Genomic DNA, 24,039 nt, shown 5'->3' on the forward strand with positions numbered 1-24,039 from the left:
ATATAAGAGTAGATTCTTTGAAAGAAAAACCTTTAGGTGTAAAAAACAATACACCTAAAGGTTTCTTTAATTTAGACTATCTAATTTTTTAAATTCAATGGATAGAAGAACAAAACAGAATAAAAGTACTATTAAATCTGTAACTGTAGAAGCTGCCCATACTCCCTTAATTCCAATAACTTTAGTGAGAATGATAGCTATTGGTAGAAAAAGAACTAATTGTTTTAAAAGAATTATTACAGCAGATTTTCCACCTTTGCCTATTGATTGGAAGAATGTCATAGTCATAACTATAACTCCTGACACAGGGAATGCTAAAAACATAAGTCTAAATAAATTATATCCATTTTCTATTGCAGTCTTATCATTAATGAACCAACCTAAAACAACTTTAGGTTTAATCATATAAAAGCTCCATAATACCCCAATTAGTATTACAGAAGCTATGCTAAAGATTTTAACTGAATCTTTAACACGATCATATTTTTTTGCACCAAAGTTCATACCTACTATAGGTTGAAGACCTTGTCCCATTCCCCATAAAGGTATAAATGTAAACATTAAAACTTTAAGAGCAATTCCCATCAATATTAATTGTTCATCTCCGCCATACATTGATGTAATCTTATATAATCCAGTTTGTTGTACTAAATACATAAGCTGCATTGTGGCTGCTGAGCCTCCTACAGATAATATTTCTGGCATTAAATCAAAAGCAAACTCAAGCTTATTAACTGGTATTATTGATTTGTTACGTTTAAAGTAAATAAATGTAACAAGAGCTTGAATTACTTGAGCAATTACCGTGGCTATAGCTGCACCTTCAACACCAAAGCCTAAAGTTTTTATAAATATTGGATCTAAAATAATATTTAATATTGCACCTAATGCCATAATGCCCATAGCTTCTTTCATCTTTCCTTCTCCCCTTATAAGCATATTAGCACTTTGTGAAAAGTTAACAAAAAATGATCCAATATATACTATTCTTAAGTAACTTACTCCTAGATCTAATATATCTCCTTTAGCTCCTGAAAATCTAAGCAAACGTTCTGCAAAAAAACATCCTAATACGGTAACTATTAACGATGATACTAGTACAGATACTATTAAATTACCTAAAATTTTATCTACTACTTTATCATTTTTAGATCCGATAGCACGAGATAAAATTGAAGATGAACCAACTCCTATAAGTACAGCAATACAATTATTTATAAAAGTAAATGGGGAGGAAATACTTACAGCACCTAAAGCAGTTTCTCCTACTAACTTTCCAACAAAAATAGCGTCACATAAATTATATAAACCTATGACCAACATTCCTATAATTCCTGGAATAGAAAGTTTTAAAAGTAATGTAAACATACTAGCATTAATTAATTCTTCACGATTTTTATTCATAAGAAACCTTCCTCTTCTTGTATTAATTTATATATGATGGTTATCATTTTAAATTTCATGAAAGACTGGTTTTATTTATTTTATCCTCCTTTCAAATCAATAGATAAATCCTTCAAGAACTTTAATAATGATTATCTTTATCAATTATAGGATAATCTTTTATAGACTATCTACTTATATAAGGATTAAAAGTAACGGAAAAAGGATTATTCTTATAGAAGAAATATAAAAAGTATTTGAAATAATAATATTGGTAATTACTGATAAAAACTTAGACATTTTAAAGTAATCAGGTTTTTATCAAAAAAGTAGCTATTGTAATTTATAGATGATATAATTTTGGATAACAATATGAAAAAAATTTCTAATTTAATGCTAGAAAAAAATGGACTATAGACTATTTATATAATAGGAAGAAAGGGATAACGGATATGAATGAGATTAAGGTTTTAGAATTCAATATGGAAATGTTAGATGAGTGTGTCGATTTATATATGAAAGTCTATTCTCAAGAGCCTTGGAATGAGAAATGGGAGTCAAGAGATGTTGTGGAAAAATTTATAAAGTCGCATCAGAAAAATAGTAATTTTTTAAGTTTTATAGCTATAAAAGATAGCAAGGTAGTGGGAGTGAGTATAGGATTTATTAAACCTTGGATACAAGGTGAAGAATACTACATAGATGAGTTCTTTATAGATACAGATATTCAAAGACAAGGAGTAGGAGCTAAACTTATGTCTAAAATAAAAGAAAGTTTAAAGCAAAAGGATATTAATGCAATTATTTTAAATACACAACGTGATTTTCCATCACATAAATTTTATGAACATATAGGATTTAATGTTCACGAGGGTCTGATAATATTGAGTACAACCTTTTAATTAGGAGGGATATTATGGAGTTACAATCTAATAGGATCTTACTTAAGCCTATAACTAAAGAGGACTTAGAGTTTTTATATAAAGTTGAAAGTCATCCTCTAGTATATAAGTACGAAAGCAGTGATGTTCCTTCAAAGGAGGACGTTTTTAAAGATTATCAAGAAGCCATAGAATTTATGTCAGAAAAACCAAAAGAAAGCTTAGCTTGTGTAATATACCTTGCTGAAAGTGGTATACCTATAGGAGAAGTTGATATTCATTTAAACTGGGAAGAAATAAGAGAATGGGAAATAGGCTATATTATGCATCCTGATTACTGGGGAAAAGGATATGCAACAGAAGCAGTTAAATTATTGATAGACTATGCTTTTGAGAAACTAAATGCTCATAAAATCGTAGCATTTTGTAATGCTAAAAACATTAACAGTTTTGCACTAATGAAACGAATTGGCATGAAGAAGGAATGCCATGCACGAGAAGCCAGATTATTAAATAATCAATGGTATGATGAATTTATGTATTCTATATTAGATTGGGAATGGAGTTATTTAAAAGATAGATAATTATTATCTGCCAAATTAGTACAGTCTTTATATGTTCTAAAATTAATATGATAAATAAAAACTTTACAGTCTATAACAACAGGTTCAAAAAAAGAATTGTAATTTAATAATTTAAAGGTTACATTTAAAATTAAGATGTATCCTTTTTTTATGCCAATTTTTAATTTATCGAATTCGATATACAACCTAGTTAAAAGTTAAGAAAAATATTAGAAAGTTTATGAATGACTTAGAAATTAAAATTATCCAAAACTTATATAGTACAATTACTTAATAGCTATAAAAAATTTGCTATCTTAACCTCTAATTTAGTATTGCACCTTAAATTTAATTACTATATAATGAAAATAAAAAACCGACTAGTCGGTTTTAGAGGGGGAAATATGCCTAAATTAAATAAAGAATCTATGGAGATTAAAAAGAAAAAGATTCTTCAATATGCTTTTGATTTGTTTGCTGAAAAAGGATATTCAGAGACATCAATGGACGATATTGTTAGAGCAACTGGTATAAGTAAAGGGGGAATTTATTATTATTTCAATAGCAAGGAAGAGATATTCTTAGAAATAGCAAAGAGTAGATTGGAAGAAAGACGTAACCTTGTAAAAAGTATTCCAAATGTAATGTCAAATAAAGAGAAACTAATTAATTATATTCAGTGGACTTTAACAGGTTTGTTTGAGGAAAAAATTCAAAAAATGTCTCGTTTTACTTTTGAATTTTGGTCTGTACTTGCCAGAAATCCTAATATGTCAGATAAGGCAAAAGAAAGGTATAAATTATTTTATGATGATTTAGCAGAGATTTTACAACAAGGGGTTGACTGTGGGGAATTTAAAGAAAATACTGATATACAATCAATGGTTTATATTATTTTATCTACAATGGATGGTATTGGATTTATGAATTCTGTAATGGGAATTCCTACTACATATGAAATAGTCGAGAATTATATGGATATGATATTAAGAAAAATTAATAAGGGGGATTAATTATGATCATATATAGCAAATGTACTGATGTTGAATTTGAAAAAGTATATGAGGCTTTTCGAATAGGATTTTCAGATTATATAATAAAAGTTGAGATATCTAAAGATGGTTTTTTAAATAGATTTTTTGGACCAGAAGGAAATCATTTAGAACATTCTTTTATAGCCTTAGATCAGGAAAAACCTATTGGTTTGATTTTAGGAGGCATTAAGAACTATGAAGGAGTAAAAACCCTTCGTTGTGGAGCTCTTTGTATTCATCCAGATTATCGAGGAAAAGGTGTAAGTAAGCAGCTTTTTGATTTACATCGGCAGGTTGCAGTAGACAATAACTGTAGGCAAATGTTTTTAGAAGTTATTGTTGGCAATGATAGAGCAATTAAATTTTATAGAAACTTAGGATACAATAAAGTTTATGATATAAAATATTATTCCTATAAAGATATCTCTAGCTTACAAGGAAAAATCGAAGACTCTATAGATATTCAGAAGATTAATTTTGAAGATATGGTTAATTTAGCAGTTAAATTAGAAGATACACATATCAATTGGCAAAATGATCTGGACTATATGAAAGAACTTAAAGGTTTAACCCATTATGGAGTATATGAAAGTTCTGAACTTATAGGCGCTTTAACTATGAGTGCCAATGGTAAAATCTTTTTTATCTGGACTAAATTGCAGTGCCGTCATAGAGGAATTGCAAGAAATCTTATAATAAATGCTGTAAATGATCTTAAATTAAAAAATTTAAATATAAGTTTCCCTAATAATGCTAATATAGAAGGTTTCATAAATCATATTGGTTTTCAACGAGATGAGATTTCCCAGTATGAAATGTATTTAACTATTTAGTAAATATAGAAGATGAAATGGGGGATAAAGATGAAATCAATTAAAGAATTATCAAGTGAACTAGATTTTACCATATTTACCGATATAGTGGGCAATGCTTATCCCGGGTTTAATATAGAAACTGAGGAACAAAAGAAAAGATTTCTTGAGAATTCTATGAAGGTTCAAAAAGAAAACCCTTTTGTTACATTTTATGGAGTATTTGAAGAAGATAAAATGCTTGGTGGTATGAGATTTCATGATTTTAAAATGAATTTGCTATCAACAAAAATCAACGTTGGAGGTATAGGTCTAATAGCAGTAGACTTATTATATAAAAAAGAAAAAGTAGCAAAGACAATAGTGACCAATTTTATAGAACATTATAAAAACTTAGGAGTATCTATGGTTATGCTTTATCCCTTTAGACCTGACTTTTATAAAAAGATGGGGTTTGGATTTGGAACAAGTATGAACCAGTATAGGGTAAAACCATCTTATCTTCCAAAAGGTAATTCCAAATCAAATATTAGATATGCGACTAAAGATGATTCTAGCAAACTGGTAGATTGTTATAATAGAATTTATGAAAAAACTAATGGACTAATAGAAAAGCATGAAAGAGAATTTGCAGCATTGTTTAACAATCCTAAATCTAAAGTAGTTGCATATTATAAAGATAATGAGATTAAAGGTTATATGATATATGAATTTAAATTAAGTGAGAAAACTTTTATAAACGATATAGTAGTTAATCAATTATTATTTGAAAATACAGAATCACTTATGGAATTAATGACATTTTTAAACAGTCAAAGTGATCAAATACGCTATATAATTTTTAATATACAAGATGAAGATTTTAGATTTCTCTTAGAAAATCCAGCGAATGATTCAGATAATATATTTACGCCTGTTTATCATGAGTGCAGCATTCAAGGAACAGGTCTGATGTATCGAGTAATTAATACGAAGGGAATTATAAATGAGTTAGCAGGTCACAATTTTAATAATGAAAACTGCAAATTAAAAATTACAGTAAATGATAATTTTATAATGGGTAATAATGGAAGTATAATAGTTGAGTTTATAAAGGGATTTGCTTCAATTAGCACTGATGAAGAATACGATGTGGAAATTAGCCTTGATATAGCTGATTTTTCTTCTTTAATTACATGTTCGGTTACATTCAATAGTCTATATAAATATGGTAGAGCTTCTATTTCAGATGAAAATTATCTGAAAAGAGTAAACAATATATTTGCTTCCGCTGAAAAGCCTATTTGTCTTACAATCTTTTAGTTACAGATTTTTATAAGTTGACATGAAAGTTAAGAATTGTTAACATAATTACATATTAAGTTTAAAGTTAAAAGCTATGATTTAGACTAAGTTTTTATCATAGCTTTAATTTTTTTATTAAACGATATTCTATAATATATGAAGAAATGTTTTATAAATTATACTTAACGTTGTATAATTTATTGTGTAGAATATTTAATATAGCTAATTTGTGAAGTACTAAAATATATATTATAAAATTAATATATATGGTAAACTGCATATATGATTTTATTTATTGGAGGTATAAAAATGCAAATAGGATTTTTTGATTCTGGCATTGGTGGTATTACAGTATTGCATGATACTTTGAAAATATTACCTTATGAGGATTATATATATTATGCGGATACATTGAATGTTCCTTATGGATCAAAGTCTAAGGATGAAGTAAAAAAATATATATTTGATGCTGCAGAATTTATTGTACAAAAAGGAGTTAAAGCCTTAGTTATTGCTTGCAACACAGCTACAAGCGTAGCAATAGAAGATTTACGGATTAAATATAGTATTCCAATAATAGGTATGGAACCTGCCGTAAAACCTGCTGTTGAAAAAAACGAAAATATAAACAAACGTGTTTTGGTAACTGCTACTGCTTTAACTTTAAAAGAAGAAAAACTGAGAAACCTTATTACAAAGTTAGATAATGAGCATATTGTTGACTTGTTACCTCTTCCAGAATTGGTAGGATTTGCTGAAAAATTTGATTTTAGCGAGGAAACAGTTCTACCTTATTTGAAAGAACAACTATTAGAATACGATTTAAATAAGTATGAAACTATTGTATTAGGATGTACTCATTTTTCTTTTTATAAGGATATGTTTAGAAAATTGCTTCCATCAAACGTAGATATAATCGATGGAAATATGGGTACTGTAAAAAACTTAAAAAGAACCTTAGAAGAAATCGCCTCCTTAAATGAAGGTAGTGGTAAAATTACTTTTTATAATTCAGGAATTGAAGTTCAGGATGAAAATAAGTTAAGAAAATACAGTGAGTTGTTTAAGAGATTAGATGAAATTAATTATTAAGTTATTAGATTTATAAATTGTTTTAAAAAGGAGGAGATTTTACAATATGGAAACAATAATTTTAATAATAAAATCTGTAATTTTAGGAATTGTAGAAGGACTAACAGAATTTTTACCAGTATCTTCTACAGGTCATCTTGTTATTTTTCAGAATTTAATAGGATTTAAAGGAATAAATCCAAGTTATGTTGAGATGTATACATATGTAATACAACTGGGAGCTATACTAGCAGTAGTTATTCTCTACTGGGGAAAAATAAAAGATACCCTTATAAATTTCTTCCCACATAAAGTTGGATATAAAAATTCAGGATTCAAATTTTGGTTTATGATATTTATTGCTTGTATTCCTGGAGGTGTCTTTGGAATATTACTAGATGACTTAGCAGATAAGTACTTATTTAACCCTATAACTGTAGCTATAACTTTATTTCTAGGCGGAATATGGATGATATATGCTGAAAATAGATTTAGAAATAATAAGCCTAGAGAGCAAGGTTTAAATATTACAGCTAAACAAGCATGGACAATTGGATTATTTCAATGCCTAGCTATAATTCCAGGAATGTCACGTTCTGCTTCAACGATTATAGGTGGATGGGTAGCAGGACTTTCTACTGTTGCAGCAGCTGAGTTCTCATTCTTTTTAGCAATTCCAGTTATGGTGGGAATGAGTTTCTTAAAAATTTTAAAAATTGGAGGAATATCTATTCTTGCATTTCAAGAAATTATTTCTCTTGTTGTTGGTTTTATAGTTTCATTTGTAGTGGCTTTAGCAGTTATTAACAAGTTTATTTCATATTTAAAGAAAAAACCAATGAAGATATTTGCTATCTATAGAATGATATTTGCAGTTATAGTGTTGTTAGCTGGATTTTTAGGGATATTTCACTAAAAAGAGAATATTTAATCAACTTTAAAGGAGCTAAATGATCTATTTAGTTCCTTTATTTTTATATATATCACAACAAATCTTAAATAAGACTTTAGATAAAATAATCAAAATATTAAAAAGCATCTATCCAATAAAAGGAGTAGATGTTTTTTAATATTCACCGTTGACAGAATATACTAGTAGAAGTATAATCAAATTAGTAGTTTACTAAATTAGTAATTTAGTAAATAAATTTGGAGGTGTAACAATGAAAATACCAACTACTTTGAAACATAAGCCAGTTATCGTATCAGAAAACTATGAAAATGTTGATGGCAGATATGCTTATAATACAGATGCAAAAGGTCTTTCATTAGGATTAGCTCAGTGGAATGATAGAGGTAAAGTAGATATTTCAGCAAAAGTGTGGAGATATACAGGAGAAAAATGGTCCAGACAGTCAGAGGAATTGCCTCTTCACCGTGTACTTGACCTTGCAATTCTTGTTTGCAGAACAAAGCTTCATTTTAGAGAAGCTTATAGATATGAAAAATTATATGATACAGAAAATCCTATTATAGATAGGATAGGGTTACAAGGTGATGCCATGACAGTAGCTGTATGTACTGACAATGAAAAAATCGATGAAGATATTAAATTGTTTAGGCAAGCTCTTAGTGATGATGATGAACTTATAGGTGAACGTCTACGTACTCTATCAAGAATATTAAAAGAGATGGGATATTAAATAATGGATAGAAAAAAAGAACTGAAAGAAAAATATCTACAGATGAAACCAGAGATGGGGGTATTTATTGTTCGTTCTCACTTTAATAATAAATGTTATATTGAAGGAACTAAAAATTTGAAAGGTGCAATAAACAGTACAAAATTCAGACTGAAATACGGATCTCATCCTAATGAAGAGCTACAAAAGGAATGGCAAGAGTATGGTGAAACAAATTTTACCATTGAAGTACTTGATAATCTTGAATATGAAAAAGATGAACTAAAAACTGATTATACAGAAGATTTAATTTTATTACAAAAGATTTGGGAAGAAAAAATATCAAAAGAAGGTGTTTTATTTTATAAAAAATAATTGAATTTTATGTGAAAACTGATTAAAAAGGATATTGGCTAAAGTTGCCAATATCCTTTTTAATTTAACAATATTTCATTAATCATTGTTGAAATTAAAAGAAAGTGATATAATATATAAAAGCAATCAAGAATGATAATCATTATCATTACTATGCAAGGAGGATATAAATGAGAAATACATCATTACTTAATATAAAAGATCTTACCGTTAAGGTAGAAGAAAAATCAATCTTAAAAGGATTGAACCTTGAGATTAAAGAAGGTGAAACACATTTAATAATGGGGCCAAATGGAGCAGGAAAATCAACTCTTGGTAATGTTCTTATGGGGCATCCTCAATATGTAATAGATGAGGGAAATATATTCTTCCAAGGAGAAAGTATAAATGATATGAAAACAGATGAAAGAGCAAAGAAAGGAATATTTCTTTCATTTCAATATCCAGAAGAAATTCCAGGGGTAACAGTAGAAAACTTTTTAAGAACTGCGAAGATGGCTGTAACAGGAAAATCTATATTTGTATCGGAATTTCAAAAAGAGCTTAAGGAAAAAATGGATTTATTGAAGATGCCATATGAGTATAAAGATAGATATTTAAACTTAGGATTTTCTGGTGGAGAGAAAAAGAAGAACGAAGTTTTACAAATGGCTGTCCTAGAACCTAAATTAGCAATATTAGACGAAACGGATTCGGGGCTTGACGTCGATGCAATAAAAATAATATATGAAGGTATAAAGAATATTGCTGATGATAAGAAATCTTTTCTAGTAATAACACACTATAATAAGATACTGGATTATTTAAAACCTGATTATGTTCACATATTGATTGATGGTAAAATTGCAGTAACAGGAGATATAGACTTAGCATACGAAGTGGAAAAGGTAGGCTATGATAATTTTAAGAAAATAGCTGGTACAAGGAGCGATATGAATGAATGATACAAAAAAGACTTATGTTGAAGATATAGATAGGAGCCTATACGATGTTGCTGATGAAGCAAGATATAGATATACAACTGATAGAGGAATAGATGAAGAAATAATAAGAAAAATATCTAAAGAAAAAGATGAACCTAAATGGATGCTTGACCTTAGACTAGAATCATTAAGGATATATAATAAAAAAGCTATGCCATTATGGGGACCAGATCTTTCAGAATTAGATATTAACAGTATAATACACTATGTAAGACCAGATACTGATATGAGTAATTCTTGGGATGATGTACCAGGGTATATAAAAGATACTTTTGAAAGATTAGGAATACCTCAAGCGGAGAGAGAGTCTTTAGCAGGAGTAGGGGCTCAATATGATTCTGAAGTTGTTTATCATAACCTTAAAGAAGATATGATAAAACAAGGAGTAGTATATTTAGATATGGAAAGTGGAGTTAAACAGTATGAAGATATGGTAAAAAAGTATTTTATGACACTTATAACTCCACATACTCATAAATTTGCTGCATTACATGGTGCTGTATGGTCAGGAGGATCTTTTGTATATGTACCGAAAAATGTAAAAGTGGATGTGCCACTCCAATCATATTTTAGATTAAATGCAAAAAATGCAGGACAATTTGAACACACACTTATAATAGTAGACGAAGGAGCAGAACTTCATTTTATAGAAGGATGTTCTGCACCAAAATATAATGTGCAAAATCTTCATGCAGGATCAGTGGAACTTTTTATAAAGAAAAATGGTAAGCTTAGATATTCAACTATAGAAAATTGGTCAAGAAATATGTTCAATTTAAATACCAAAAGAGCATTAGTTGAAGAAAATGGAACAATAGAATGGGTGTCTGGATCATTTGGATCAAAAATATCTATGCTCTATCCTATGAGTATTTTAAATGGGAAAAGAGCGAAGGCTGAATTTACAGGAATTACTTTTGCATCTACAGGCCAAATACTAGATACAGGAGCAAAGGTATTGATGGCTGCTCCAGAAACATCTTGTATTATAAATTCTAAATCAATATCAAAATCGGGAGGAAGTGCTATTTACAGAGGATTTCTTAAAGTAACAGAAAAAGCGAAAGGAGCAAAAGCAGCTGTAAACTGTGAATCACTGATGTTAGATAATGACTCTGTATCAGATACACTTCCCACTATAATATTGGAAAATGATGACATAGATATAGGACACGAAGCAAAAATAGGACGTATAAGTGATGAAAGTATATTTTATTTAATGAGTCGAGGAATAAATGAAGAGGAAGCTAAATCAATGATAGTAAGAGGCTTTGTTGAGCCTGTTACTAAAGAATTACCTTTAGAATATGCAGTAGAGCTAAATAATTTGATAGATATTGAATTAGAAGGAACCATTGGTTAGGAGTGATATAATTGTACTGGAAAGAAATAGAACAAAAAACGATTTTTCCAAATCAGATGTTAAAATATAATAAAAATATTATTTTAAATACAAGCTTTGATTCTGTAAAGAGTAGAAATGAAGAACTAGATACTAAATATAGTGATTATCTAAAGATAGATAACCATATATTTGGAGAGAAGTTTTTAAAGCTATCTAAAGATTTAATAAATACTGGTTTCATTATAGATGTTCCTGTAGACAGTACTAAGAATAAAGTAGAAATAGCCTTTGATATAGATAATGAAAATCCAGTAATTTTAGACCATAATTTAATATTATGTAAAGAAAATAGTCACACTGATATATATATAAACTATAAAGATGATGGAGAAGTTAATGGATTTCATAATGGATTTACGAAAATTTATATTGAAAAGGGAAGTAAGGTAAATATTTATAGAATACAAGATTATTCAAAGAATACAACTAATTTTGACACAAATATAGCATTTGTAGAAGAAAATGCAGAGCTTACTATTATAGATATACAATTGGGATCTAGCTTAAAAGGAGTTAGCTATGATGTAGAATTGGAAGGAGATAATAGTATCTGTGAAATAAAAACGATATATATAGGAACTGAAAACGATATAATGGATTTTAACTACAACATTAAATTTTTAGGAAAAAAGACTAGAGGTCATATCGAATCAAAAGGGGCTTTATCTCATAAGGCTAAAAAGAGTTTTAAAAGTAGTATAAACTTTATTAAAGGTTGTCAAAAAGCTAGTGGAGGAGAAAGTGAATATGTAACTCTTCTTGATAAAGAAGTAAAGGCTCATTCAATACCAATATTGCTTTGTACTGAAGACGATGTAGTTGGAGAACATGCTGCTAGTGCTGGACAAATAGACGAAAATAAAATGTTCTATTTAATGAGTAGAGGATTAGATAAAGATACTGCTAAGATTCTTGTAGTTGAATCTTCTTTTGAACCTATACTAGAGTATTTGCCTGATAAGTTAATGAGAGAAGAAATTGGGAAAAGGGTTAGGAAAATACTGGAGGGTGGCAAAAGTGAGAATAGATTATAAAAAAGATTTTCCTATTTTTCAAAAAAAAATAAATGGTAATACTATAGTTTATTTAGATAATGCTGCTACTACTCACAAACCAAGGAAAGTTATAGAAAGTATTGAGGAGTATAATAAAAATTACAATGGAAATCCTCACAGAGGAGCTCACTATCTAAGCATGGAGGCAACCAAGGTATATGAAGATTCAAGAAAAAAAGTAGCGGAATTTATAGGAGCTAAAAATGAAAATGAAATAGTGTTTACTAGAAATGCTACAGAGTCTTTAAACTTCTTAGCCTATTCCTATGGATTAAAGAACCTAAAGAAAGGAGATGAAATACTTCTTTCTATTACAAATCATCATAGTAATATAGTTCCTTGGCAGATGGTAGCTCGAAAAACTGGAGCAAAACTTGTGTATTTAACCAGCGATGAAAATGGACAATTAATAAAAGAAGATATAGATAATAAAATTAATGAAAATACAAAGTTAATAAGTATATCACATGTAAATAACATTTTTGGAACTATACACCCTGTTGAATATATAATTGAAAGAGCAAAACTATTTTCTTCAACAGTTATAATAGATGGCGCTCAAAGTGTCCCTCATTTGAAGACAGATGTAAAAAATCTAGATGCTGACTTTATAGTATTTTCTGGTCATAAAATGTTAGCTTCAATGGGGATAGGAGTATTATATGGAAAAGAAGAAAATCTTCATAGATTAGATCCCTTTTTATTTGGTGGCGATATGATAGAATATGTAGATTTGTATGATACAACTTATGATGAAATACCCAATAAATTTGAAGCAGGAACACAAAATGTAGAAGGGGCTTTGTCTTTAATGGTTGCCATAGAGTATATTGAAAACATAGGAATGGACAAAATACAAAGTTTAGAAAAAGAACTTTTAAGTTATGCTTTGGCTAAATTAGAAGATAAGAAGTTTCTAAAACTTTATGGAGTAAAAGATTTGAATTATAGGACAGGGATAATACCTTTTAATGTAGAAGATGTTCATCCTCATGATGTAGCTACTATACTAGATAATTATAATATTGCAATAAGAGCTGGACATCATTGTGCACAACCTTTTATGAAACATATGGGGCTCAATTCTTCTTGTAGAGCAAGTCTTTATTTCTATAATACATTTGAAGATATAGATAGATTTGTAGAAGCTCTTGGGAAAGTAAGGGGGTATTTAAACTATGAGTCTTAATGAAATATATACAGAGTTAATAAGATATCATAATAAAAATCGTGCAAATAAAAAAGAGATAAAGGATGCAACTATATCAGAAAGAGGACACAACCCTAGTTGTGGTGATGATATAACTCTTTATATAAAAATAGATAAAGATATCATAATAGATGCAGGATTTACAGGAAGTGGTTGTGCAATATCTCAAGCTTCTACTTCTATAATGATTGATTTAATAAAAGATAAAAATATAAATGAAGTTGGGGATATATTAGAAACATTTTTAAAGATGATAAGAAAAGAAATGCAGGATGAGAACAAATTAGACCTGTTAGGAGATGCTTTCTATTTAAGGAATATATCCAACATGCCAGCAAGAGTAAAATGTGTAGTTTTACCTTGGCATTCATTGAAAGTTTCATTAGAAAAATTATAAAGCATCATTATAAAATAACTTAAAGGAATGAGGAGATATTTATATCTCCTCATTCCTTTAAGTGCTATTTACATTCACATTTCTTAGGTTCAAATCCTTTTATTAAATAATACAAAGTTTTTACTGGTACCCCTGTAGCACCTTTTGGAAGGTAGTCTTTGTCTGAAGAAAGATAAGATGTACCTGCGATATCAAGATGTACCCATGGAGTATTATCTACAAACTCTTCAAGGAAAAGACCAGCAGTTATAGCACCAGCCCATCTTCCACCAGTATTTTTAAGGTCAGCAAAAGTTCCTTTAATCAATTCTTTATATTCATCATTACTTGGAAGTTGCCAAACAGGTTCACCAGCAATTTCAGAAGCTGCTTTAATATCATTCATAAGACATTCATTGTTTGTAACAGCACCTGTGTTTATGCTTCCTAAAGCTACCATACAAGCGCCAGTAAGAGTTGCTACGTCTATTACCCCATCAGCCTTTACTACCTTTACAGCATACCATAATGCATCAGCTAAAGTTAATCTACCTTCTGCATCAGTATTTAATACTTCTATAGTTTTACCTGACATAGATCCGATAATATCTCCCGGCTTATAAGCACCACCAGAAATCATATTTTCACAAGCTGCTACAATAGCAACGACATTTTTCTTAAGTCCTGCCATGGCAACAGACTTCAGAGTACCAATAACAGAAGCAGCTCCTGCCATATCTGAATGCATAGTTTCCATACCACTTGAAGATTTAATTGAATATCCACCAGAGTCATAAGTAAGTCCCTTGCCAACAAGAGCTAGTTTCTTATCGGATGTAGGGTCGCCTTTATAAGACATTACTATAAATTGAGGTTCTTTTTCAGAACCTTCTGCAACAGCTAAAAATGCTTCCATGCCCAGTTTCTTAATCTCTTCTTTTCCATAAATTTCAACTTTAACGCCAAGCTTCTCTAATTCATCTTTAGCACTATTTGCAAGAACTTCAGGGGTCATATTTATAGCCGGTTCATTTACAAGGTTTCTCGCTAAAAATACACCTTCCATAAGAAGTTTTGATTCATTTATAGCCTCAAGAACTTTATCTTTCTTATCTTCTAGTACATTAAGGAAAACATCTTCTACAGTAGGGATAGTCTTCTTTTCAGAAAGATATTTTTCAAAACTATATTCTGATTGCAATAGTCCTTCAGTTATTGCTTGGATTGTGTTCTTATAGCAAAGATCTTTAAATTTAGGTACAGAAACTTCTACACTTGTAACTTTCAGTTTTATTAGTTCTTTACCTACTTTAAAGAAAGCCTTTCTAAGGGAATCAGTAGTGACTTTTTCTTCTTCACCTAATCCTAATAGTAAAATCTTGTCTCCTGAGTATGAAATATGGGAGTAAACCTCGCTAGAATTACCCTTAAACAATTCTTTTTTCTTTAAATAGGTATATAATTCATTACCGTCTTCTATTTTTTCTGCTTCTTTAAAAACAAGTATTATTTTTACTTCTCCACCTTTACCAAGATTAAAGTTCATTAAATCACTCCTTTCAAATATCAATTATAATTCTATCAGAGTATGGAAATAATTTCAAATAAAGCTATAAGATAATCTAATTAGAATTTTAATAAATTAATTATGCTAATGAAAATAAACATAGAGTAAAAGAGAATGACACTAATGGATATATATTCCTTTGTTATTGACATAAGTTAAGATTGACTTTAGAATAAGCTAAGAGGGATGTTGCTATAGTATAATAAAAACATCTTATATATAAATAGAATTAATAAATATAAAACAAATGGATAATATTATCAGCATGAGAGGTGGAAAAAATGAAATTTATAATACCAGTCTTAGTCGGTGCAATTATAGGATATATTACTAATTGGCTTGCTATAAAAATGCTATTTAGGCCCTACAATGAGAAAAAGTTTTTAGGTGTACATATACCTTTTACACCAGGTCTTATTCCAAAAGAAAAAAGCAGAATAGCGAAAAGTGTAGGAGAGACAATAGGAGTACATCTTTTATCTCCAGAAATAGTTACAGAAGCTTTAGCTAGCGATAAAATGAGTAATCAAATAAGGGCATGGATCGAACATAATATAAATAGTTTAAAACAAAGTGATAAAACTATTAAAACTTTCCTTATAAGCATGGGTGATGAAAATTATAATAAATTACTAAATTCAGTAGAGAAAAAATTTACAGATTTTATCTGTTTCCAATTAAGAACTCAGAGATTTAAAGATAAGGTAATGGACTTAATTGAGAATAAAGTATTTGATCACTATAGTGATGATTTTTATAAAATTATAAAGGAAAAAGTAGAACTGTTAATGGAAGATATATCTTCATCAGTAGAAATAAAAGAAGCATTAAAAAATGCTATAGATGATAAAATAAATAAATTAGAATATGATCAAAGAACTTTAAATGAAATAATTCCAGATAATGTTGTTCGTGGTTTTAAGCAATATATCAATGAACACAGTGAAGATATTGGGAATGCATTGCGAGAAATGTTTGAAAATCCATTAATAAAAATAAAGATTAAAGATTCAATTGTCGAACTAGTCTTTAAAAATGTAAATAAAGTAATAACAATGTTTATGAGTCCTGAATTAATTTCAGAAAAGATATTTAAAGCAATAGAAAACTATATTAATAATCCACAAGTTGATGAAAACATTGCATTAATTATTAATGTTTCGATAGATAAATTGCTGCAAAGCAAAATATCAAATATAGCTTCTGATGTTTCATCAAAGATTAATGATGAAGATATATCGAAGGTTTCAGATTTTATATTAAGCTATATTTCTAATAAAGAAAATCAAGGCAAAATACTTGGTATAATGGAAGAAAAAATGAGATCTTCAGAGTCAGATATTAAGGAAAAGTTGTTAGGCTTTATATCTGAAAAGCTTGTGGATACTTTAAGTTCACAAGAACTATATGAAAATGTATTATTAATTGTGCAAAGTATCATTGAAATGCTTATAAATAAGCCTATTTCATCTATGCTTGAAAATATTGACAAAACTACAATTATAAGTGTTACTAATTTCTCTAAAAATATTTTTAGCAACTTTGCAAAGAGTAAGTTGCCATATATCGTTGAGCAAATAAATATTTCAAAGGTTGTTGAAGATCAAATAAATAGTTTTGACGTAGCTTTTGCAGAAGAAATTATAATTGAAATAGCAAATAAGGAATTAAAAGCAATAACATGGCTTGGCGCACTTCTTGGAGGAATAATGGGTATATTATCACCTCTTTTACAGCTGCTTTACAAATAAATTATTTTAGTATATGAAATAGTTTTTACATTAAAATTAAAAAGAGAGTATAGATAATTAAATAGAAAAGAATGAAAGATTAAAATGGTACCTATGTCAAGGACATAATAAAAAAAGAGTTAAGCAATAAGAAGATGATTTCTATATTGAATAGGGGTCATCTTCTTTAAATTCCATTGATAACGATAGTTATTATAATACACGATATAGTGATTAATTTTAGCTTTCAATTCATCTAGTGTTTTACAAGACCTATAATCAACTTCATCTTTTAAATGACCGATTAAATTAAACAAAGAATTATGTTGGTCTTCATCTATAAACACGAATAACTGTAGTAAAGCTTTTTATTATGCCCTAATTTGTATTATTTTTCTTATAAGGAAATAAAAGGAGTTGTGGAATTAATATAGAATAATTAATATAAGAAAAATAAAGGAGGTGTTTAAGTGTGAAAAAGGCAACAAGAATTTTACTACTCCTTATGGTATGCGTTATGTTATTTGGATCTACATTAACTGTTCATGCTGCTGACTGTTGTCATAAGCCGAATGTAAGAACTAGGTATGAACGAGCTAATCCTGGTACATGGATAATTGAGTATTGCACTACATGTAAGGCTATTTATTCAAGAAAATGGGTACCGCAAGAAATTGATTAGACAACAAAAAAATTGAATCACACATAATATTTTTAAACTAACATAGATTGTCGTCGACCCTAGGTAGTGCAAAAACTCCGGGAGATCGACGACAATTTATTTTTTATAATAGATTGAAATTAGGGCAGGATTAAATTCCTGGTCTTTTTTTATTTTTGGAAGTATATATTTGTAACATATTTCTAAAACGAGGTATAAGAACAAAACTTCGTATTCATATTAATATGAAAGATATTGCAATGATAACATTTTTATAAGTGGCCAGAATAAAAAGAATAAGTGCTATAAACTCTATTGAGACTGTAGATATCATTTTAAAAATTTGTTTTTTACTATATATATTCTTTTTATTCTTTAACTTTCGGCTCAAATCTACTAAATCTAATATAGTTATAATAGCGAAAACAATACATGCAATTATTCTAGTTACTATTTGTATATAGTAGCCTGTCTTGTTAGCCCAAATCACATTAGATTTAGTTAAATCTAAAATCAAAAATACCATAACTATAAGATAAAGAATTTTATCTTTTAGAGATACTTTAGTAGACATTTATTAATATATTCTCCAATCTATTAATTTTGATAAAAATAATATAATTTGATATTAGAAAAATTTTTCTATTCATCCTTATACCTCATTCATATCACATAAAATTATACTTGTTATTATATTATGATACAATATTATCAAAATAGAGCATTGCATGCAAACTGAAAATAAAACATTCTACAAAACTAAAAGCTGCATCAAACCCACCCAATACATTAACTTTAGACAAGCCTTAACCTATCTATTAATATAATTTACTATACTGCATATATAGAACCTTTCTATAAGCCTATACAAGCCTTAAAATAGTATATCGAATATTTTACTATATTTTAGCAGGAATTATTGATTATTTATAGAAATGATAGGTAAATATGGTATGTGAGGTGTAATAAAATGAAAGATTCGAAAAGTTTAAGGAGAAATTTAATAAAATTAAATAAATTAATAATTATTCTAGGAGTTTTTATGGGAGTAATATGTTCAATTATTTTTACATACTTTCATATAAAAATTTTGCCTATTAGTGTTTATTTTTATAAAGAGACTATTTTATTTTTGTGTATGTTACTGCTGTATTTTTTAGTGAACTTATTTGAGATGAAAAAAATTAAGAGATTAGCAGGTATAGGAATAATTTTAAATATGATAAATTTAATAGGGTTTAAAGTAATTAATTTTATGATAAGATAAAGAAAGGGACTTTTTAGTCCCTATTTTATTTGACGTCAAAAATTCGTCAAAAAATTTTTCATAAATTTAGTGTTATATAAATTTGTTTTCCAATGAGCCATTCTATATTAATGGCTATTTTACTGAATTTAAGTTTAAATGAGTAAATTTAATTTTAATTTAAAAATTATGTCATATTTACTCTTAATATATGGTATTATATCCTTGGGAAAATGTAAAAGTTGGAATTATTATATATTATTTAAAATAATATATAATATTATCTTTGATTTTTTTGCTGTTTTTTGATGAGGCGATAGAAAAGAAAAATTTAAATAGCTTTTAAAAAGCATTTGATAATATTTTATTTAAATTAAGAAATTATTTATAGAGGTGATTTTAAATGGCAATTGTAGAAGTGGTAAAATATAATGGTAGTCCTGATGTATTTGCTTGGAAATATCCCAATGAAGAACTAGGAACTTGGACACAGGTTATTGTAAATGAATCTCAGGAAGCAATCTTATTCAAGGGAGGACAGGCTCTTGATTTATTACCAAGTGGAAGACATACTTTAGAAACTGCCAATATTCCATTTTTAAGTAAGATAATCAATCTTCCTTTTGGAAAACGTTCACCATTTACAGCAGAAATATGGTATATAAATAAAGTAAATTCTCTTGATATTAAATGGGGCACATCTTCACCTATACAGCTACAAGATCCTAAATATAAAGTGTTCATACCTGTTAGATCTTTTGGGCAATTTGGAATTCAGATCGAAGATTCTAAAAAATTTTTAATTAAACTAGTTGGAGTTCTTCCGAGTTTTGACAAGGAAAATCTTTTAAAATACTTTAGAGGACTATATTTAACAAAGGTGAAAGATAGTATTTCTTCATATCTTATACATAAACAAATAAGTGTATTAGAGATAAATGCATATCTTGATGAGATATCAGAATATCTAAAAGAAAGGATACTGCCAACTTTATCTGAATATGGAATTAAGCTATTAAACTTTTATGTAAACGATATAAATGTACCAGAAGATGATTCTGCTGTAATAAAGCTTAAAGAAGCTCTTGCAAAACGTGCAGAAATGGATATAGTAGGCTATAATTATGTACAACAACGTTCGTTTGATACGTTAGAGGGAGCAGCAACCAATCCAAGCTCAGGACAGTCAGGACTTATGGGAGCTGGAATAGGAATAGGAATGGGAGCCGGTGTAGGCGGAGTTATGGGTTCTCAATTTGCTGACTTAGTGCAGAATGTCAATACAACAGCACAAATGAAGAATTGTCCGAATTGTAATGCCCTTATTGAAGAGAAAAAGCGTTTTTGTAGCGAATGTGGTTACGATACCAATGAAAATAAACAGGAGAAAATTAAAGAAAAGAAAGAGACTGTCTGCAGTAATTGTGGAGCTAAGATGGATATAAATATAAAGTTCTGTCCAGAATGTGGTGATCTATATAATTCTTGCCCTAATTGTAAGGCAGATGTTCCAGAAGATGCTGAGATCTGTCATAAATGCGGAAATCCTATGCCTAAGCCTTGTCCTAGTTGTGGAGTACTTATTCAAAATAGCAAAGCTAAATTTTGTGTTGAATGCGGAACATCTTTAATAAAAATATGTCCAAGTTGTAAGGCTGAAGCAAAAGAATCATCTAAATTTTGTCCTGAGTGTGGAAATAAATTATAGAGTTCATATACAAGAGATGGGAGGTACTATATGAGTAATAGAAATAAAGTTCTACCAAACATTATTATAGGATTAATTATAGTTATTGCTACGTTAGTAATATTTTTTATAGGATTTTCAGATAAAGGAAGAGAAACTATAGACTATGTTGCTCTCTGCTTTGTACTCATTTCAGAAATTGCTTTATTTGGAGGATTAATTCTAATATTGAATTGTAAAATGACTATGAGTAAAGCTTTTATAAGGTCAGGGATTATATCAACGTTAGTCATTTATTGGGGAATTACAGTGCTTATATCCTTGCTTTTAAAGTCCATGTTTCAAAATAATTTACGAGGATTCGTAACTATTCAAATTATTATAATGTGTATAGTTGCAATCATCATTATTGGATTATTAGCAGTAGCTTCAAAAGTACATAATATAAATCAAAGAAATATAGAAAAAACAGCTTGGATGCAAAATAACGAAAATATAGTAATTTCTTTAATAACAGATGAAAAACTTATTCCATATAAACAAAGTTTAAATAAATTATATGAAGCAATAAAATATAGTGATAAAATATCTTCTGATATTACTAAAGACAAAGAAATCAATGTAGAATTAATTGAGCTATCCAATGAACTTAAAAAAGGTGATATAACTTTATTATCCCACCATGATGTTGAAGAAAAGGTAAATTCAATTCTTTCTCTTTTAAAAGAAAGAAATGCACTAGTAAAAGAGTCAAAAAAAGGGGGATTTTAAAATGGAAATTAACATAACATCCAAACATTCACTTATTATTAATATTATAATAGGAAAAATCTCAAGTATCTTTGGATGGATATTAACTTTATTTTTTACGATGGGATTAGTAGCAATAGCTCTAGATGATATGGCGAATGAATCATTTACTCTTATTTTTTTCTTAATATTTGTAATAATAGGAATTTGGCTTATAATGTTTGGAATAAGAAGAAAAAAGCTGATAAGAAGATTTAAAGAGTATGAACAGATTATATCTTCTGAGAATGAAACATCTATTAATAACATTGCTAATATAACTTTTCAGTCTTCAGATTTTGTAATGGATGATATTCAAACAATGATAAACAAGAAACTTTTTACAAATGTATTTATTGACAAAAATGATAAAAGAATTATTTTTGAAAAAAGAAATGATTCAGTAAAGACTACTTACGATGAAACAGCTTCTATTTCTATACATAAAGAAATGAGTGTTGTAAAATGTAGTGGTTGTGGAGCACCCAATAAGATACCTAAGGGTTCAAGTAGTGAATGTGAATTTTGTGGTTCACCAATCGTTTCAAATGAAAGATACTAAATTAAAAAGATTTTATCATTGAATATGAATTTTTCTGTTTACTTGGCATGTATATTAGCTAAATTAACTTCTATCAAAGATTATATTTACTTTTAATAGTTCAATTTATAAAGATATTAATATAAAAATTAGAATAAAACAATAATGGACACTTAAATTAAAGTGTCCATTATTGTTTTATAGGCTAAAATCCATGTTTATATAGAGATAGTATGACTTTTATGGAATAGTACACGTTTTATATTATCTTTCATATTATAATGTGAAGATAAATCAAAGTATTTGTAACTATAGAAAGGAGATTTAATATGGTAAGATACTCTTCTGATAGTGAAAATAATGATTTAGAAGACAATTATAATAAAAATAATGCATCATTTCATAGTTGCCATAAGGCAAGATGTCAAAATTATGGAAATGAATGTGGTTGTCCTAGATGTAACTATACAGAATCTGGTTGCACAAAATGTGGTCCTGGAAAATGTGGTAGTATAAAATATGTTTGTCCCAAATGTGGTCGTATAAGGTATTGTTGTGTAATGTGTATTACAGGGCCTACAGGCCCAGCAGGTCCAGCAGGAGCCACAGGTCCGACGGGAGCAACAGGTCCGACAGGAGCAGCAGGTCCAGCAGGAGCAACAGGACCAACGGGAGCAACTGGAGCCACAGGTCCAGCTGGAGGTCCAACAGGTCCAACAGGCCCGACAGGTCCCATTGGTCCAGCTGGGGTAACTGGAGCCACAGGTTCAACAGGAGCAACAGGGCCTACAGGATCAACAGGTGCTACAGGTCCAACGGGAGCAACAGGAACTACAGGAGATACAGGTCCCACAGGAGATATTGGAGATACAGGAGCAACAGGTCCAACAGGTCCAACAGGAGCTACAGGCCCAACAGGAGCAACAGGAACTACAGGAGATACAGGGCCTACAGGAGATATTGGAGATACAGGGGCTACAGGTCCAACAGGTCCAACAGGAGCCGCAGGCCCAACAGGAGCTACAGGCCCAACAGGGGATACAGGGGCAACGGGAGCAACAGGAGATACAGGAGCAACAGGTCCGACAGGTCCAACGGGACCACAGGGATTGTCAGAATATGCGTATATCTATAACTTACCTTCTCAAATTGTACCATTAGAAGGAGACATTGTATTTAGCAATAATGGCGTTGTCGGAGGCAGCATTACCCATACACCTGGAACAGCTTCAATTACATTTGTTAACGCAGGAGATTATACAATATGGTTTAATGCTACATGTACAGAACCAAATCAGTTTACTCTATTTATAAACGGTGTTTCTGTTCCAGGTAGCACTTATGGAGTTGGAACTGGAATTCAGGCAAATCCAGGTATGGTAATTATCACTGCTGCTGCTGGTGATGTGTTAACTGTAAGAAATCATACTAGTGCTACACCAGTTACATTGCAAACTTTAGCAGGCGGAACTCAGGTAAATACCAATGCTTCTATTCTAATTGAAAAAATAAGTTAGTTAAAAAATAAATACAAATTATTTTACTATTATCTGAAAAATATATAAAATAATTAATATTTCTAGACACCATTTCGTTAAGAAATAGGTGTCTTTTTATTTGTATGAAGATGATATGAAAGTGTGTATAGAAGATAGAGATAAGTAAAAATAGGCTAAATTTTATGAAGTTATATATATAAATAAACTAAAGTAAAAGAAAACATAGAGATGGAAGTCATCTTTGTCTTATCATCAAGTGATGATA

At 29.2% G+C, this 24,039-nt stretch carries 23 protein-coding genes and 1 pseudogene; 20 read left to right on the forward strand and 4 right to left on the reverse strand.

Going from position 1 to position 24,039, the window contains the following annotated elements:
- Positions 1-66: 66 nt before the first annotated feature.
- Complete coding sequence (locus tag KQI42_RS04595; protein WP_216517230.1) at positions 67-1,404, reverse strand: MATE family efflux transporter; 1,338 nt, start codon at positions 1,402-1,404, stop codon at positions 67-69.
- Between the two features lie 431 nt (positions 1,405-1,835).
- On the opposite strand from KQI42_RS04595, the gene KQI42_RS04600 reads away from it, so the two are divergent.
- The 14 genes from KQI42_RS04600 to sufU all read left to right on the forward strand — a co-directional run bounded on the left by KQI42_RS04600 (position 1,836) and on the right by sufU (position 14,075).
- Positions 1,836-2,285 carry a GNAT family N-acetyltransferase gene (locus tag KQI42_RS04600; RefSeq protein ID WP_216517232.1) on the forward strand — a complete coding sequence of 150 codons (450 nt, stop codon included), beginning with the start codon at positions 1,836-1,838 and terminating at the stop codon, positions 2,283-2,285.
- Between the two features lie 14 nt (positions 2,286-2,299).
- A complete protein-coding gene (locus tag KQI42_RS04605) occupies positions 2,300-2,848 on the forward strand; it encodes a GNAT family N-acetyltransferase (RefSeq protein WP_216517234.1) in 549 nt (182 codons plus the stop codon).
- A 383-nt stretch (positions 2,849-3,231) separates the two neighbouring features.
- The gene (locus KQI42_RS04610; protein WP_216517236.1) at positions 3,232-3,840 is read left to right on the forward strand and encodes a TetR/AcrR family transcriptional regulator; all 609 of its coding nucleotides are present in this window, start codon (positions 3,232-3,234) and stop codon (positions 3,838-3,840) included.
- A gap of 2 nt (positions 3,841-3,842) precedes the next feature.
- A complete protein-coding gene (locus KQI42_RS04615) occupies positions 3,843-4,694 on the forward strand; it encodes a GNAT family N-acetyltransferase (protein WP_216517238.1) in 852 nt (283 codons plus the stop codon).
- Between the two features lie 30 nt (positions 4,695-4,724).
- On the forward strand, positions 4,725-5,975 hold the full coding sequence (locus tag KQI42_RS04620; RefSeq protein ID WP_216517240.1) for a GNAT family N-acetyltransferase: 1,251 nt from the start codon (positions 4,725-4,727) through the stop codon (positions 5,973-5,975).
- A 291-nt stretch (positions 5,976-6,266) separates the two neighbouring features.
- A complete protein-coding gene (murI, locus tag KQI42_RS04625) occupies positions 6,267-7,049 on the forward strand; it encodes a glutamate racemase (RefSeq protein WP_216517242.1) in 783 nt (260 codons plus the stop codon).
- Between the two features lie 46 nt (positions 7,050-7,095).
- Positions 7,096-7,944, forward strand: coding sequence for an undecaprenyl-diphosphate phosphatase (locus tag KQI42_RS04630; protein ID WP_246566068.1), 849 nt, complete (start codon positions 7,096-7,098; stop codon positions 7,942-7,944).
- Between the two features lie 247 nt (positions 7,945-8,191).
- Positions 8,192-8,671, forward strand: a complete 480-nt coding sequence (locus tag KQI42_RS04635) for a DUF6530 family protein (protein WP_216517244.1) — start codon at positions 8,192-8,194, stop codon at positions 8,669-8,671.
- A 3-nt stretch (positions 8,672-8,674) separates the two neighbouring features.
- Positions 8,675-9,025 carry a GIY-YIG nuclease family protein gene (locus tag KQI42_RS04640; RefSeq protein WP_246566069.1) on the forward strand — a complete coding sequence of 117 codons (351 nt, stop codon included), beginning with the start codon at positions 8,675-8,677 and terminating at the stop codon, positions 9,023-9,025.
- A gap of 170 nt (positions 9,026-9,195) precedes the next feature.
- Positions 9,196-9,969: a Fe-S cluster assembly ATPase SufC gene (sufC, locus tag KQI42_RS04645; RefSeq protein ID WP_216517246.1), complete on the forward strand. Its 774-nt coding sequence runs from the start codon at positions 9,196-9,198 to the stop codon at positions 9,967-9,969.
- Entirely contained in the window at positions 9,962-11,371 is a 1,410-nt protein-coding gene (gene sufB / locus KQI42_RS04650) for a Fe-S cluster assembly protein SufB (protein WP_216517248.1), read from the forward strand. The genes sufC and sufB overlap by 8 nt, the downstream gene beginning before the upstream one ends.
- A gap of 11 nt (positions 11,372-11,382) precedes the next feature.
- Positions 11,383-12,447 carry a Fe-S cluster assembly protein SufD gene (gene sufD / locus KQI42_RS04655; RefSeq protein ID WP_216517250.1) on the forward strand — a complete coding sequence of 355 codons (1,065 nt, stop codon included), beginning with the start codon at positions 11,383-11,385 and terminating at the stop codon, positions 12,445-12,447.
- Entirely contained in the window at positions 12,431-13,657 is a 1,227-nt protein-coding gene (locus KQI42_RS04660) for a cysteine desulfurase (protein WP_216517252.1), read from the forward strand. Before sufD ends, KQI42_RS04660 begins: the two co-directional genes overlap by 17 nt.
- The gene (gene sufU / locus KQI42_RS04665; protein WP_216517255.1) at positions 13,647-14,075 is read left to right on the forward strand and encodes a Fe-S cluster assembly sulfur transfer protein SufU; all 429 of its coding nucleotides are present in this window, start codon (positions 13,647-13,649) and stop codon (positions 14,073-14,075) included. Before KQI42_RS04660 ends, sufU begins: the two co-directional genes overlap by 11 nt.
- 64 nt (positions 14,076-14,139) lie before the next feature.
- Here sufU and KQI42_RS04670 read toward each other — a convergent pair whose 3' ends face one another.
- The gene (locus tag KQI42_RS04670) at positions 14,140-15,600 is read right to left on the reverse strand and encodes a leucyl aminopeptidase (protein WP_216517257.1); all 1,461 of its coding nucleotides are present in this window, start codon (positions 15,598-15,600) and stop codon (positions 14,140-14,142) included.
- Between the two features lie 302 nt (positions 15,601-15,902).
- Between KQI42_RS04670 and KQI42_RS04675 the strand changes: the two genes are divergently transcribed.
- Positions 15,903-17,372, forward strand: coding sequence for a DUF445 family protein (locus KQI42_RS04675; protein WP_216517259.1), 1,470 nt, complete (start codon positions 15,903-15,905; stop codon positions 17,370-17,372).
- 119 nt (positions 17,373-17,491) lie between these two features.
- Here the strand turns inward: KQI42_RS04675 and KQI42_RS04680 are convergent.
- A pseudogene (locus tag KQI42_RS04680) lies at positions 17,492-17,662 on the reverse strand (IS3 family transposase); the annotation flags it as partial.
- A 161-nt stretch (positions 17,663-17,823) separates the two neighbouring features.
- Here KQI42_RS04680 and KQI42_RS04685 point away from each other — a divergent pair.
- Positions 17,824-18,033: a hypothetical protein gene (locus KQI42_RS04685; RefSeq protein ID WP_216517261.1), complete on the forward strand. Its 210-nt coding sequence runs from the start codon at positions 17,824-17,826 to the stop codon at positions 18,031-18,033.
- A gap of 214 nt (positions 18,034-18,247) precedes the next feature.
- Here KQI42_RS04685 and KQI42_RS04690 read toward each other — a convergent pair whose 3' ends face one another.
- Positions 18,248-18,586 (reverse strand): hypothetical protein, encoded by a 339-nt coding sequence (locus tag KQI42_RS04690; protein ID WP_216517263.1) that lies wholly within the window; start codon positions 18,584-18,586, stop codon positions 18,248-18,250.
- 1,075 nt (positions 18,587-19,661) lie between these two features.
- Here KQI42_RS04690 and KQI42_RS04695 point away from each other — a divergent pair.
- From KQI42_RS04695 to KQI42_RS04710, 4 genes are all read left to right on the forward strand, one after another.
- Complete coding sequence (locus KQI42_RS04695) at positions 19,662-20,966, forward strand: SPFH domain-containing protein (RefSeq protein ID WP_216517265.1); 1,305 nt, start codon at positions 19,662-19,664, stop codon at positions 20,964-20,966.
- Positions 20,967-20,996: 30 nt separating this feature from the next.
- Positions 20,997-21,716 (forward strand): hypothetical protein, encoded by a 720-nt coding sequence (locus KQI42_RS04700; RefSeq protein WP_216517267.1) that lies wholly within the window; start codon positions 20,997-20,999, stop codon positions 21,714-21,716.
- Between the two features lies 1 nt (position 21,717).
- Positions 21,718-22,296 carry a hypothetical protein gene (locus KQI42_RS04705; RefSeq protein ID WP_216517269.1) on the forward strand — a complete coding sequence of 193 codons (579 nt, stop codon included), beginning with the start codon at positions 21,718-21,720 and terminating at the stop codon, positions 22,294-22,296.
- 308 nt (positions 22,297-22,604) lie between these two features.
- On the forward strand, positions 22,605-23,792 hold the full coding sequence (locus KQI42_RS04710) for a hypothetical protein (protein ID WP_216517271.1): 1,188 nt from the start codon (positions 22,605-22,607) through the stop codon (positions 23,790-23,792).
- The last annotated feature ends 247 nt before the right edge of the window (positions 23,793-24,039 follow it).

Source organism: Tissierella simiarum, from assembly GCF_018917865.1.
Lineage (GTDB): Bacteria > Bacillota > Clostridia > Tissierellales > Tissierellaceae > Tissierella_C > Tissierella_C simiarum.